The 13,176-nt window shown below is 68.8% G+C and carries 12 protein-coding genes and 2 tRNA genes; 7 read left to right on the forward strand and 7 right to left on the reverse strand.

Annotated features, from left to right (window positions below; genetic code table 11):
- The first annotated feature begins 13 nt into the window (after positions 1 to 13).
- The 3 genes from ACIOTO_RS17780 to ACIOTO_RS17790 all read left to right on the forward strand — a co-directional run bounded on the left by ACIOTO_RS17780 (position 14) and on the right by ACIOTO_RS17790 (position 1,819).
- Positions 14 to 85 (forward strand) — tRNA-Gln (locus ACIOTO_RS17780).
- Positions 86 to 223: 138 nt separating this feature from the next.
- Positions 224 to 718 carry a hypothetical protein gene (locus tag ACIOTO_RS17785; RefSeq protein WP_400858766.1) on the forward strand — a complete coding sequence of 165 codons (495 nt, stop codon included), beginning with the start codon at positions 224 to 226 and terminating at the stop codon, positions 716 to 718.
- A gap of 87 nt (positions 719 to 805) precedes the next feature.
- Positions 806 to 1,819, forward strand: coding sequence for a DNA topoisomerase IB (locus ACIOTO_RS17790; RefSeq protein ID WP_400858767.1), 1,014 nt, complete (start codon positions 806 to 808; stop codon positions 1,817 to 1,819).
- On the opposite strand, the gene ACIOTO_RS17795 is transcribed toward ACIOTO_RS17790, so the two are convergent.
- Positions 1,785 to 2,744 (reverse strand): hypothetical protein, encoded by a 960-nt coding sequence (locus tag ACIOTO_RS17795; RefSeq protein ID WP_400858768.1) that lies wholly within the window; start codon positions 2,742 to 2,744, stop codon positions 1,785 to 1,787. The genes ACIOTO_RS17790 and ACIOTO_RS17795 overlap by 35 nt on opposite strands.
- Before the next feature lie 50 nt (positions 2,745 to 2,794).
- The gene (locus tag ACIOTO_RS17800; RefSeq protein WP_400858769.1) at positions 2,795 to 3,292 is read right to left on the reverse strand and encodes a hypothetical protein; all 498 of its coding nucleotides are present in this window, start codon (positions 3,290 to 3,292) and stop codon (positions 2,795 to 2,797) included.
- A gap of 143 nt (positions 3,293 to 3,435) precedes the next feature.
- Here ACIOTO_RS17800 and ACIOTO_RS17805 point away from each other — a divergent pair, with 143 nt between their 5' ends.
- The 3 genes from ACIOTO_RS17805 to pepN are packed head-to-tail and all read left to right on the forward strand — an operon-like array spanning position 3,436 to position 8,429.
- On the forward strand, positions 3,436 to 5,205 hold the full coding sequence (locus ACIOTO_RS17805) for a hypothetical protein (RefSeq protein ID WP_400858771.1): 1,770 nt from the start codon (positions 3,436 to 3,438) through the stop codon (positions 5,203 to 5,205).
- A gap of 24 nt (positions 5,206 to 5,229) precedes the next feature.
- Complete coding sequence (locus ACIOTO_RS17810) at positions 5,230 to 5,895, forward strand: hypothetical protein (protein WP_400858772.1); 666 nt, start codon at positions 5,230 to 5,232, stop codon at positions 5,893 to 5,895.
- 50 nt (positions 5,896 to 5,945) lie between these two features.
- Complete coding sequence (pepN, locus tag ACIOTO_RS17815; protein WP_400858773.1) at positions 5,946 to 8,429, forward strand: aminopeptidase N; 2,484 nt, start codon at positions 5,946 to 5,948, stop codon at positions 8,427 to 8,429.
- Between the two features lie 20 nt (positions 8,430 to 8,449).
- Here pepN and ACIOTO_RS17820 read toward each other — a convergent pair whose 3' ends face one another.
- The 3 genes from ACIOTO_RS17820 to ACIOTO_RS17830 all read right to left on the reverse strand — a co-directional run bounded on the left by ACIOTO_RS17820 (position 8,450) and on the right by ACIOTO_RS17830 (position 11,060).
- Positions 8,450 to 9,379: a S1 family peptidase gene (locus ACIOTO_RS17820; RefSeq protein ID WP_400858774.1), complete on the reverse strand. Its 930-nt coding sequence runs from the start codon at positions 9,377 to 9,379 to the stop codon at positions 8,450 to 8,452.
- 137 nt (positions 9,380 to 9,516) lie between these two features.
- Positions 9,517 to 10,419 (reverse strand): aminoglycoside phosphotransferase family protein, encoded by a 903-nt coding sequence (locus tag ACIOTO_RS17825; RefSeq protein ID WP_400858775.1) that lies wholly within the window; start codon positions 10,417 to 10,419, stop codon positions 9,517 to 9,519.
- Between the two features lie 2 nt (positions 10,420 to 10,421).
- Positions 10,422 to 11,060 (reverse strand): MBL fold metallo-hydrolase, encoded by a 639-nt coding sequence (locus ACIOTO_RS17830; protein ID WP_400858776.1) that lies wholly within the window; start codon positions 11,058 to 11,060, stop codon positions 10,422 to 10,424.
- Between the two features lie 149 nt (positions 11,061 to 11,209).
- On the opposite strand from ACIOTO_RS17830, the gene ACIOTO_RS17835 reads away from it, so the two are divergent.
- Positions 11,210 to 11,282: transfer RNA gene (locus ACIOTO_RS17835), tRNA-Glu, on the forward strand.
- Between the two features lie 109 nt (positions 11,283 to 11,391).
- Here ACIOTO_RS17835 and ACIOTO_RS17840 read toward each other — a convergent pair.
- Both ACIOTO_RS17840 and ACIOTO_RS17845 read right to left on the reverse strand, forming a co-directional pair.
- Positions 11,392 to 12,510 carry a DUF4349 domain-containing protein gene (locus ACIOTO_RS17840; protein ID WP_400858777.1) on the reverse strand — a complete coding sequence of 373 codons (1,119 nt, stop codon included), beginning with the start codon at positions 12,508 to 12,510 and terminating at the stop codon, positions 11,392 to 11,394.
- Positions 12,507 to 13,067: an RNA polymerase sigma factor gene (locus ACIOTO_RS17845; RefSeq protein WP_400858778.1), complete on the reverse strand. Its 561-nt coding sequence runs from the start codon at positions 13,065 to 13,067 to the stop codon at positions 12,507 to 12,509. Before ACIOTO_RS17845 ends, ACIOTO_RS17840 begins: the two co-directional genes overlap by 4 nt.
- Positions 13,068 to 13,176 lie beyond the last annotated feature (109 nt).

Genomic DNA, 13,176 nt, shown 5'->3' on the forward strand with positions numbered 1-13,176 from the left:
CCGGTTTCGCCCTTGGGGTATGGTGTAATTGGCAACACGGCGGTTTCTGGTTCCGTTGTTCTTGGTTCGAGTCCAGGTACCCCAGCAAGACGAAAACCCCCGCTCAGGCGGGGGTTTCGTCGTTTCCGCGGGTACTGATTCCGGCTGGCGGCAGGCACCTGTCGACGCCGACATCCATCGAACGGACGAGGCCGGCGGGGTTCGCACGCAATAGGCTCCGAGCATGGCCCTGGAGTCTCTCTTCCTCCGTCTCGACCGGATCGCGGGCGGGCGGCAGGCCGGCGTCGCGATCAGCGAGGCCGACCGCACGCACCCCAAAACCGTGCGAGCGTTCACGTGGATCCTCTGGCTCCTCGTCGTCGAACTTGTGATCGGTGTGGGCGCCGTCATCGTCGCGCTGGTGCTGGCGGTCGATGGCGAGTCCGTCTCGTTCGCCGTCTGGATGCGAACTCTGGTCGTCCTCGCGATGACCGCGACATTGTTCTACTTCGCGTGGCGCGCGCAGCACGGCTGGCGATGGGCCTATCAGCGGCTGCGACTGTTCGCCCAGATCTTTCCCGTCATCACGCTCGTGATGGCCGCGATCCCCGGCCTGTACCCCCTCTGGATGGTGTCCGAGCAGATCGTCTTCAGTCTGATCATGATCGGCATAGCCGACTTCCTCACGAGCGATCACATGCGCCGCACCTTCGCGCGACCTCCGGCCGACGCCGAATAGCACGGCGGGGCGCGCGACGCCACTCCCTATCGCTGCACTTCGGAGACCGGCATCCTCTGCGGAGACGACTTCGGGGGAGGAGCACGAATGGCCAGACTGGTTCGAGTCGCACCGGATGAGGATCCGGGCTTCCGACGGGTTCGCTCGGGATCGGGTTTCCGCTACGTCGATCCCGCAGGCGAGACCGCACCGGAGGCGGATCGCGAACGCATCAGCGATCTGGTCATCCCGCCCGCGTGGCACGACGTGTGGATCGCGGCGGACCCGCTCGCGCACATCCAGGCCGTGGGAATCGACGGTGCGGGACGCAAGCAGTATCTGTACCACCCGCTGTGGCGCGTGAGCCGTGATCGCCGCAAGTTCGTGCGGGCGCTCGACCTTGCGGCCGCGCTCCCCGGTGCCAGAGCTCACGTGACCAGGGCGCTCAAAGAGGAAGGGCAGACCAAGGAGCGCGCTCTGGCTATCGCCTTCCGCCTGCTCGATGACGCGGCGCTCCGCATCGGCTCCGAGCGATACCTCGTACGGCACGGCAGCCGTGGGCTCACGACCCTTCGTCGGCGCGACGTGCGCGTGTCCGGCAGCGACGTGGCGTTGTCCTTCCCCGCGAAGAGCGGCCGCACCGCCTCGATCGAGATCACCGACGAGTCGCTCGCCGACGCGCTGACCGATTTCGCCGCAGGGAAGTCAGGAGCTTTCCTTCTGGCCTATCGCCGCGGTCGCCGCCGCGTGCGCATCACTCCGGTCGAGGTCAACACCTACCTTCGCGAGGTGACGGGGGCGTCTTTCACGGCCAAGGACTTCCGTACCCTGCACGGGACCGTCATCGCGGCCGATGCACTCGCCCGGATCGGCGAACTCGACCGGCGCAAGGATCGGGACCAGGCCGAGCGACTCGCCGTGCAGGCGGCCGCGACCGCGCTCGGGAACACGACTGCCGTCGCGCGCGGCAGCTACATCGATCCGCGGGTCTTCCGTCAGTACGCACGGGGACGCACGCTGGACCTCTCGGTGACGCCGGAGACGGCCATACGGCGGCTCCTGGGCGGGCCGGAGATCTCGAAGAAGGTCACCCGGCGAGCTGCAGCCAGACGACAGCGATGAGCATCGGGATGAGTGGTGTGGCCACCGCGACGATCACCGGCCACCACCGGATGCGGGTGTCCACGCTCCGGGCGCGCTCCGTGAGCGTGTCGCCGTCGCGGCGATAGGACTGCGGGTCGAGAGGTTCCGCTGCCTCGTCGCGGTACAGCAGCGTCCGTCGTCCGAACCGATCGTGCAGCGCGGCGATCACGGTGAGGAATCTGTGGAGCTCGCTCTCGTCGGTGAGGTCGACCGCAGGAAGGTACAGGTGCAGCGTGCTGTCGACGATCTCCAGATCGAGGTCGGCGCTCTCATCGAGAAGGATCGCCATCAGATCGGGTGTGAGCACATACAGCGCGTCGGTCTCGTAACCGTGCGGGACGGACACCTCGAACACATCGCTGAAGTTCCCCTCCAACCGCAGCTGCGAGCGGCCGGTCGGTCGTCGCGGAAGCACACTGAGCGCTCCACCGCCCCGACGCGAGCGGAGCGTGATCCTCGGCGCTTCCGACGGGAGGGGGATACGCACGGCGCGCACGGTATGCGTGGTCGCTCCCTCGCGGTCGCCGACGACGAAGATGCGCTCGACGCTGTCGAACGGGAGGCTGGTGTGGAGTGCATCGAGGTGGTCCTGTGCGGTGCGGCTCCCACGGTCTATCTGCTCGTCGATGGATCCGCCCCAGACCCGGTCGCCGACGTCTGCGCGGTACGTCCATCCGAGCGTCTGTGCGATGGCTTCGAGGATCGCGCGTCGCCGTCGATGCTGCACGACTGCGAAGGTCGAGGTGGCGACGAGCACAGCGCCCGCGAGGATGGTCACCAGCTGCGCGAGGAGCAGGGCGGCGCCCTCGAGCCCGAAGCCCACGGGCAGCAGATAGAACGCGATGCCGGCGGCGACCGCCAGATAGGCCGCCGACGCGGCGATCAGTCGGAAACCGCCCCGCACGGGGGTTCCTGCGTGCGGGGCGGGCGTCGGTTCCGAGTGCGCGAGCACTGTCAGGGCTTGTAGACGATGGCGATGTTCAGCTGGCCGTTGTCGCGTGCCCAGGCGAGCCAGCGCGGTTCGTTCAGCCCGTTGAGACGCTGGATCGGGATGACGTAGATGCCCTGATCGATCCGGCTCAGCGCGCGGAACTCCGGCTTCTTCGAGATCCAGATGTCGCCCCCACCGTCCCACGGCTCGAGGCACGAGTACACATACCCGTGCTCGCGGAGGTTGATCCGGTCGGTCAGGCTCTCGGCCTGCTGTCGGAGCTCGGCGACGACGTCGGCGGGCACCGTGCCCTCCAGCGTGAACGCGGCGACGTCGTATACGTTGCCCTCACCGAAGTCCCGCGTCGTGAGGATGGTCAGTTCCGTGACCCCCTTGTCGGAGGTGCGGGTCCACAGCGCGTGCGAGTTCTTCGCACGCTTGTTCATCAGGAACCCGCCGAAGTTCACCTTCTGGAACGAGAAGTCGTCGAGCTTCGCGGCGATCTCTGCGCGTGTCGTCATGGGGAGTGTCTCCTTGTCCGGGAGGTCGGGCGGCCTCTCCGTCGAGCGAGCCTAGATGCCCGCCACCGGGCGCCGTCGGACCCCGAACGACCCCGAACGACCCGCCGGGCAAGCGCCGCCGCAGCCTGCCATAGCCTCGACTCATGCCCGCCCCGCGCACCCTCGACGAGCTCTGCAGCGGGCTGGGGCGGATGCGCGCGGATGCCGGATCCCCCTCGTACGCGGAGATCGCACGGCGCATCGGACGGTTGCGCGGGGGAGCGGAACCGGCGAAGGTCACGGTCTACGACTGCTTCCGTCCCGGTCGACGACGGGTGGATGATCGGCTCGTCGGAGACATCGTCCGGGCGCTCGGCGGCGAGGAGACCGAATCGGAACGCTGGAGCGAGACGGCGCGCGTGCTCAACGGCGAGCGATCCGGAGTGCACATCGAGGTGACGCATGCTCCGCGGAACGCTCCCGGCGCGGAGATCGGTCGAGAAGCGCTGTTGGCCTCGGTGCCTGCGGCGGATGTCCTGGTTCTCGCCGGGCTGCCGGGCGCCGGGAAGAGCACCTTCGCCTCCGCACTGGTCGGCAGGGACTCCGTGCTCACGGTGCAGCTGCGCGAATCCGAGTCGGACCGCCCACGCGCCGACCCCATCGACGTCCTGCGGCGCATGCTGGGCGCGCTCGGAGTCCGTTCGCTGCCCTACGAGCTGCCCCGCCTGCGCGAGACATTGCAGGTCACCGCGCGCGGTACGACCGTGATCGTGGAAGACGCGGGTGATGCCCGGCGCCTCGCCGCACTGATCGTCCCCGGGGTGCGGTACGTCGTGACCTCCCGGGTCGACCTCGCCGATCTGGAGCAGCGTGTGCGACCGCAGACGCTCACCATCGCTCGTGTCATCGTTCCGCCGATGACGGACACCGACGCGCAACGGCTCCTCGCGCACCTCATCACGGTCGAGGGGACGGCGGCGCCTCTGCCCCACTCGGAGATCGACGTCGGTGCAGACGCGCTCCGGCGCATCGTGGCCGTCGGTGGCGGTCTTCCGCTCGACCTCGTGATGCTCGCGGGCATCGTCCGTGAGCACGAGGGCTGGTCGTTCCAGGATCTTGCGTCGCGGTTCGAGCACGAGCCGCGTGATGCGCGGATCCGTCCTGTGCTCGAAGCCGCGACCCGCTCGTTGTCGCAGAGTGAGGCCGATCTGCTGGCGGACGCTGCGCTGTTGGACAGGGACATCGACGCCGAGGTGCTGCTCGCTGTCGGCGGTGCGTCGGCGGAAGCCGATCTGCATCGCCTTCATGGTCGCCATCTCGTCGAGCTCCGCGACGGGCACCTGCTGATCCACGCCACGGTCTTCGCATTCGCCGCGGAGCGATCGCGCTCGCTTCGCCCGTCGTCGGAGCGCCGGGCCTTCGTGCTGAGGGCAGCGGCCGCAGTGGTGGCGCGGATCCGCTCTGACCCCGACTATGCGGCGCGGGAAGTGGTGACCGTGCTCGCCGTCGCCGCGGCGGCTCGGGAGCACGCTGCCGATTCCGCGGTCGAACAGCTCGCCATCGAGGCGCACCCCGGGCTCTCCCGGTGGTCGATGTGGAACGAGTCGCTGCGCCTGCATGACCTCGCCGCGCGCGGAGCGGGACTCGACCTCGTGCCGGAGATCGCCCTGGGCGTCGCGCATTGCGCCGAGAAGCTGGGGCGTCTGGACGAGGCGCTGATCACGCTGCATCGGGTGCGACGTATCGCGACCGGGGCGTCACTCGCGCGCACCTGGAATCAGATCGGCAACGTCCAACGATGGATGAGCCACCTCGAAGAGGCGCTGCGATCCTACGAGCTCGCGATCGGTCATGCACGGGCCGCGGGGGCTCGGATCGTGGAGGGGCGTGCGACCGGCAATCATGCCGACACGCTGCGCATCCTCGCCCGGTAGCCGGAGGCGCGCGACCGCTATGCGGTGGCCCTGACGATGGCCGGGGAGGAGGGCGACGATCTCAACGTCGCGGTCGTCCGCGGCAATCGGCCCCTGCTCCTCCTGGCGATCGGACAGCTCGATGACGCGGCCGCCGAGCTGCAGGGGCTGCTCGACGAATCGAGCGTCGACTCGCTGCCGTTCGTGCGCAGGACGCTGGCCCTGGTGGCGGAAGCGACGGGGGACGACGTGCTCGCTCGCGAGCTGTGCGCGACCGCGAGACAGACCCTGCGGACAGCGGGGGAGTTCGCGACATCGGCGGACCTCGACCTGCTGGAGGCACGGCTCGATGGCCGCGCCGGCGACCTCGTGAGGGCGCGAACCACCGCCGAACGAACGCTGCGCGAGGCGGAACGCGCCGGCTCACCGTTGATCGCGACCGAGGCGGCGAACTCGCTGGCGGAGATCCTGGTGCGCGCGGCGACGATCGATGCGACCGCTGCCCACCAGCTGGTCGACGATGCGGAGCGGCATGCCGAGGAAGCGCGCAGCATCGCGGAGGCGACCGGCGATCGTGCCGAGGTCGCGCGCAGCGACGCCGTCCTCTCGTCGATCGCGGCTCTGCGAGGCGATGATGGGTCGGCTGAGGCACTCGCGGCAGCTTCGGCGCAGCTCTACGCGGAGATCGGTCATCGCCTGCGCAGCGGGTGAGGAGTGAAGGCGGGGCAGTCTGCGTCCCGTCCGGATGCCAGGATGGAGGGATGGACACCGCCAACCTCACCCGGGAGGAGACCGCCGCGCGATCCGCAGTGGTCACTCTGCACCGCATCCGTGTCGAACTGGATCTGACGGGGGCGCCCGAGCGGGCGCGCACCGGGTTCTCGACCGTGACGACGCTCGAGTTCGATGCCACGGCGGAGTCGACCTGGCTCGACTTCATCGGCGAAGAGGTGCGCCGTGTCGAGGTGAACGGCGTCGACCAGGATGTCGTGTGGGACGGAGCACGGATCACGCTCGCCGGCCTTGCTGCCGCCAACGTGGTCCGCGTCGAGGCGGTCGGGGCATACAGCCGCTCCGGCGAGGGACTGCACCGCTTCCACGACCCGGCCGACGACGAGACGTACCTGTACACGCAGTACGAACCCGCGGATTCGCGTCGTGTCATGGCGTGCTTCGAGCAACCCGACATGAAGGCCGAGTACACCTTCATCGTCGACTCGCCCTCCGAGTGGGAAGTGCTCTCCAACCAGGCCGCGGTGCACACCGACCTCGGCGTCGGGGTACAGCGGGTGGAGTTCGCCCCGACCCTGCCGATTTCGAGCTACATCACTGCGGTCGCCGCCGGCCCCTACACGCGTGTCGACGGCGAGTGGCGGCGCGACGAGCAGCAGATCCGCCTCGGCGTCTTCGTCCGCCGGTCGCTGGCGCCCCACCTGGACGCCGACGAGATCCTTGAGGTCACCCGGCAGGGACTGGACTTCTTCACCGACGCCTTCGCCTACCCGTACCCGTGGGGCAAGTACGACCAGATCTTCGTCCCCGAGTACAACCTCGGTGCGATGGAGAACCCGGGCCTGGTGACGTTCACGGAGTCGTATCTCTCCCGCGGCGCGGCGACGGATGCGCAGCGCGCCGCACGGGCGAACACGATCCTGCACGAGATGGCCCACATGTGGTTCGGCGACCTCGTCACGATGACGTGGTGGGACGACCTGTGGCTCAAGGAGTCGTTCGCCGATTACATGGGTGCGCACGCCTCCGCCGTCGCCACCCGTTTCCAGGACGCCTGGGTGAAGTTCGCCGCGAGCCGAAAGGCCTGGGCGTATCAGCAGGACCAGCTGCCCACGACGCATCCGATCGTGGCGGACATCACCGATCTCGAGGCGGCGAAGCTGAACTTCGACGGGATCACCTACGCCAAGGGCGCCGCGGTCCTCAAGCAGCTGGTCGCCTTCGTCGGCGATGACGCGTTCTTCGAGGGTGCTCGGCGCTACTTCGCTGCGAATGCGTTCGGGAGCACGACGCTCGACGACTTCCTGGTGCAGCTCAGTGCCGTCTCCGGCCGCGACATGAGCGACTGGTCGGCGGCATGGCTGCAGACCTCCGGTGTGTCGACGCTGTGGACCGAGACGGATGACGAGGGCCGCAGCGTCCTCGTGCAGACCGATCCGCGTCCGCACCGACTGCGCATCGGCCTGTACGAGCGTCGGGATGGGCGCGTCGTCCGGCGCGAGCAGCAGGAACTCGACGTGATCGGCGAGCGGACCCCGCTGGATCTGCCCGATGCCGATCTGGTGCTCCTGAACGATGACGACCTCACGTATGCCAAGGCGCGGCTCGACGAGCGGTCGCTGCGCACGGTCGAGGAGTCGCTGTCGGAGATCGAGGAGCCCCTGGCGCGGGCACTGGTGTGGTCGTCGCTGTGGAACGCCACGAGGGACGGTGAGCTCGATGCGGCGCGGTACGTGGCGATCGTGCGCACGCACGGCCCCGTCGAGTCCAACATCGGCCTGTTGGCGGGTGTCCTCGCGAACGCCGCGTACGCCATCCGGCACTTCGTCGCGGACGGCGACCGTGCTGCAGCCCAGCGCAGTTGGACGGATGCCGCGTGGAGTGCGCTGCAGGCCGCCGATGCCGGCAGCGACGCGCAGCTGTCCTGGGCACGGGCGCTCGCGACCGCATCCGCATTCGACGACGCGCACCACGAGCAGGTGCGGGCCCTGCTCGACGGCGACGTACCCGCGGGGCTCGTGGTCGACCCCGATCTGCGCTGGCAGTTGCTGACGGCGCTCGTCACGACGGGGCACGCCGACCTCGCCGACATCAGCGCCGAGCAGGAGCGTGACGACACGGGCAGCGGGCGCACGGCAGCGCGACGCGCACGGGCGTCGCGGCCCGACGCCGCCGTGCGGCGCGAGGCCTGGGAGACCGCCTGGACCGACCTCACGCTGAGCAACGATCACCTCGACGCCGAAATCGAAGGATTCCGCGCCGGTGGCCGCCGCGATCTCATCTCGGGTCTCGATCACGAGTACTTCGCGCGGATCGGACGGGTTTGGAGCGAACGCAGCATCGAGATCGCACGACGCCTGGTCATCGGGATGTTCCCGTCCGGCGAATCGTTGGAGCCGGTCGATGCATGGCTGGCGGCGAACGCGGGTGTCCCGGCGGCGCTGCAGCGGCTCGTGATCGAGCAGCGTGACCACCTCGCACGTGATCTCCGGGTCAGGGCCGCGCAGTCCTGAGCCCGCGCGGCCCGTCGGGCTCAGCGTCCGAGAGCCGTCTTGACGGCCTTACCCGAAGCGCTCTCGGTCATCGTGTCCCACAGGGCGGCGGAACTCAGCGAGACGTACACTCCCGGAGCCCCCTGTGCGCCGCACCCGTCGCCGTAGGAGACGACACCGATCTGATAGGCGGTCTCCCGTGCCGGCGGCTGGCGGAAGAGCGGGCCGCCGCTGTCGCCCTGACAGGAGTCCTTGCCGACGACCCCGGCGCACATGTTGACTCCGGGCCGGAAGGAGCCGTAGCTGAGCTCGCACTCCGTGGTCTCGAGCATGGGCACCTGCACCTCCCGCAGGCGGTCGGGGAAGTTGGTGAGGGTGGGGTCGGTGTTGCCCCAGCCGATGACCGTGGCGTTCTGGCCCGGGCGCAGGAGGGCATCCGTCCCCTTGGTCGGCAGCCTCACCGGGACGATGCCCTCCACGGGCGCGTCCAGCGCGAGGAAGGCGACGTCATATGCGGAGTCGCCGGCGAGGTAGCGCGGGTGCACCGCGACCGGAGCGATCCCGGGTTCGTCCGACAACCCGCGCTCCTGGCCCTGGGTCGCATCCGAGAGCACCGTCCGGCCCACGACCACGGAGAGTCCGTCGACATCGAGCACCGGCAATCCGGTGAGGGGGTCCGTCGTGGTGACGCAGTGCGCTGCCGTGATCACGAGCGTCGGGCCCAGGAGGGAGCCCCCGCATTTCGACTGCCCGCTCACTTCGAGCGAAGCGATGAACGGGTACGCATCGTTGGGGACGCCCTGCCCTCCGACGATCCGGGCGTGAGCTCGGGTGTCTTGCTCCGGTGGCGTCGTGCTGTCGTTCGTCGTCGCTCCCGCAGCGGGAGCCGTCAGCACACTGCCGCAGAGGAGGGCTGCACCGACCATTCCGGCGCTGAGCATCTTCTTCGTCCTGGACAATTTGGACGTCATGGTGATCTCCGATCTTATGTGATGCGTAACACGTTACCGAGAAGGAATCAGAACACGCCGAGAACCCCAGACAAAGAGGCGCGCCGGCCCCGGCGGGACCGAATCGGTCCGTCCGTCCGTCCGTCCGAGTGCTCGACTCAGACTGCGGTCGAGCGGGTCGCTCTCATCAGTTCGACGGTCGTCTCCTCGCCGAGCGCGCGCAGGTCGGTGCGGTCGTCGCTCGAATGGCAGAGGATGATGGCGACTGCTGCGGCCCAGGCGCGGGCTCGCACCCAGGTCGCCTCGTCATATCGGCGCCCCGTGGCTCGACGGAAGACATGTCGGCCTTCGCTGTCGAAGGCGAGCCAGCCGACGGCGAGGTCATAGGACGGGTCGCCGGATGTGACATCACCGAAGTCGATCAGTGCGGACAGCCGATCTCCGTCGACGAGGATGTTCCCCGGATGCAGGTCGCCGTGGATCCAGACGGACTCCGTGGCGGGAGCGGCCTCGAGCCCGTCCCGCCAATGCTGTGCGAGCGGTTCGGCGATAGCCGTCGGAAGGTCCGCGAGACGAAAGCGGATGCTGTCGTCTCGTGTCGCCAGAGGGCCGCCGCGGACCGGGTTCCTGGGCGCATCCGCCGGTGCTTCGCGGTGGAGGGTGACGAGCGCGGTCGCGAGCTGTGCGGCCCAGGCGGTGTTGTCGCGACGAGCTCGGTCGAGAACCGGGCTGCCGGGCAGCCACGGCACGATCGACCAGGGCCACGGGAAGTCCTGGGTCGGCGAACCGGTGAACTTCGGCAGCGGCGTGCGGATGCTCGCCGTTGCCAGCTGCATCGCGATCAGGGGGAGCGCACGCTGTTCATGGCGGATCAGAGGGGCGGCCCGCTCGCGACGAGGGATGCGCACCGCGAGGTCCGAACCGAGACGCCAGGTGACGTTGTCCCACCCCTCCGCGACGCGTGTCAACGGAAGTGCGGCCAGGTCCGGCGCCACGGTGCGTACGAGTTCGCGGACGTCGTGCTCATCGAGGGTGAGCTCGGCGCCGGGGGAGTCGGCCATGGTCAGAGGTCGAGGGCGTCGCCGGGCTCCAGGACGAAGAACTCGCCGCCGCCCTGCTCGGTCGCCCACTGCAGCCGCTGGCGGTGCATGTTCTTCCCGATGACGGAGAGCGTCATGTCGTGGGTGCCGAAGGCGCGACGCGGCGCGACAGCGAGCACGTAGTCCATCGCCTCGCCGATCTTCAGCCAGGGCGCTCCGAGCGGCGCAGCGAGCGTGCCGACGTCGATCCCCTCCGGAACCGCATAGGAATCGCCGGGGTAGTAGAGCTCATCGTTCACCAGTACGCCGACGTTCTCGACGACGGGCAGCGACGAGTGGATGACCTCGTGCGTGCCGCCGAAGAATCGGAGCGAGAAGTCGCCCACCTCGATGGTGTCCCCGGGGGAGACGACCGTGATGTCGTATCCCTCCGCCGCACGAGCCACCCCGGACGGCGCGAAGATCGGCGTGCCGGGTGCCCCGCGCAGGAGGCGGTCGAAGTGATCGGAGGTCCAGTGGTCGGGGTGCTCGTGGGTTATCACGATCCCGATCAGACCGTCGAGATCCACCAGCGGTGCGGTGAAGGAGCCCGGATCGATCAGCAGGGTCTTCCCGCCGGCATCGAGGCGGAGGGCGGCATGTTCGAACTTGGTGACGCGCATGAGACGAGTCAACTCCTTCATCCGGCGCACGGCAAACGGATTCTGCGCGCCACGCCCGGGAGTCAGGTCGGGGCGGCGTCGATTTGGCGGACCGAGAAATGCCATGGCATACTTGAACGGTTGTCGCGCGACGGAAACGTCCGCCAGACGGCCCCATCGTATAGCGGCCTAGTACGCTGCCCTCTCACGGCGGTAACGCGGGTTCGAATCCCGCTGGGGTCACACAACATGAGAAAGCCTCCGGTTCGCCGGAGGCTTTCTTGCTTTTCGGACAGAAGAGGCCGCTTCCGGTTTCCCGGGAGCGGCCTCTTCTGGATTCGCCGGACGGAACTCAGGCCTCGTCGGCCCCTGCCTGCTCCGCGCTCGTCGAGGGTGCGGTTCGACGGTTCCGGCGCGCTCGACGGATCAGCCACACGATCAGTACGACGACACCGACGACCGCGAGCCAGGGGAGGACGAAGCCCAGAGCGATCACGAGGGCGTTCAGCGAGACGACGAGGCCGTTCCATCCGGCGAGCAGGCCGTCGGCGAACCCGGCGGGATCGGCGGTGGTGGCCGTCGTCGCTCTGGTGAGTTGTACCTGAAGCGATGACATCGCGACCTGATCCTGCAGGGACTCGAGCTGCTGCTCATACGACTCGAGCTGCGCCTGTCGGTCGGTCAGCGCGACCTCGGCCTCGATCAGCTCGGAGACGCTGCCCGACTGCGCCATCAGCTCGGTGAGACGCTCGACGGACGCGCGCGTCGAGTCGACGCGCGCCTGAAGATCGATCGACACCGAGGTCACGTCCTGCTTCGACGTCGACGACGAGAGGACGTCACCGGTCTCCCCGAGCGCGGCGATCACCTCCGGCAGATCCGTGGAGGGCACGCGGATGCTGATCCAGCCGTACGCCGAGTCGGCGGGAGCCGGTTCGGACGTGCCGTCGATGGCGACGGACTTCCCGATCTCGGTGCTCTCCACGTAGCCGTCGTGCTCCTCGGCGAGGTTCGCGATCGCCGAAGCGGCGTCCGCGATGCTCTTCACCTGAACCGTCGCCTGCGCGGTCGCGATGATCTCCCTATCGCCCTCGCTGCTCTCGGCACCGGCGATGGTGGAGTCGGAGATGCTCCCGGGGAGCGATTCGGGCGCGGAGTCGGACATCTGATCCGGTGATGACGACGAGGAATCCATCGAGACGCCGCCCGGCATGCTCAGCCCTTCGGCCGTCGACGTTGCGGCGCCACCGACCGCGCCGAGAATCGGTGGTGTCACGAGGACGCCGACGACGAAGGCCGCGGCGATGCCGCCGCCGGTGAGCCAGCGGCGGCGGCGCTTCCTGGCGCGCTCGGACTTCGGATGCGCGGGGGAGCGTTCCGCGGCGATCTCGGTGAACACGGCGGTCTCGATGCGGGCGATGGCGTCGTCCGACAGCACCGGCAGTTCGCCACGGGGGTTCTGGTCGTTCATGCGTCTCTCACTTCTTTCACGGCGCCGCGCAACCGGGTGCGCACTCGGGAGAGACGATTGCGGACGACCGCGTGCGTGATGCCCAATTCCTCGGCTGCGGCCTGATAGGCGTAGCCCTCGGACGCGCACAGGCGGAAGATCTCACGGTCGAGCTCGTTCAGGGTCCCGACCTCGACGGCGATCCGGGCGGCGAGCTCGGCCGTGATGACCTGCTCCTCGACGCTGATCGTGTCGGGCAGCAGGGTCTCGTCGACGGCCTCGGCGGTGTGCGCTTGATCGCGGCGCCGCTGGCGCAGCCGGTTCGCGGCCTGGAAGCGGCAGATCGTGGCCAGCCAGGGCAGGATCGACTCACCCTGGAGCTCGAGGGCGGGGAGCTTGCGCCAGGCGACGACGAACGTCTCCTGGGTGACGTCCTCCGCGTCGGCGGGCGACGCCAGGATGCCCTGGGCGATCCAGTAGACCGGCCGCACGTGTGCGCGATACAGCTCGCGGAAGGCGCTCTCGTCGCCGGCCGCGGCCTGCGCCGCCCATTTCTGATCACTCGTCTGCACGGGCATCCTGATTCCGTTCGGTGTCTCTCACCAGGGAAGTGTCGATCGCTGCCTCATCGTCTCAGATCCGGTCGCCGCATTCGTCTCGATCGCTGTTCCCCGCGATGCCGCGGCT

It is taken from the genome of Microbacterium sp. NPDC087592, assembly GCF_044743585.1.
Classification (GTDB): Bacteria; Actinomycetota; Actinomycetes; order Actinomycetales; family Microbacteriaceae; genus Microbacterium.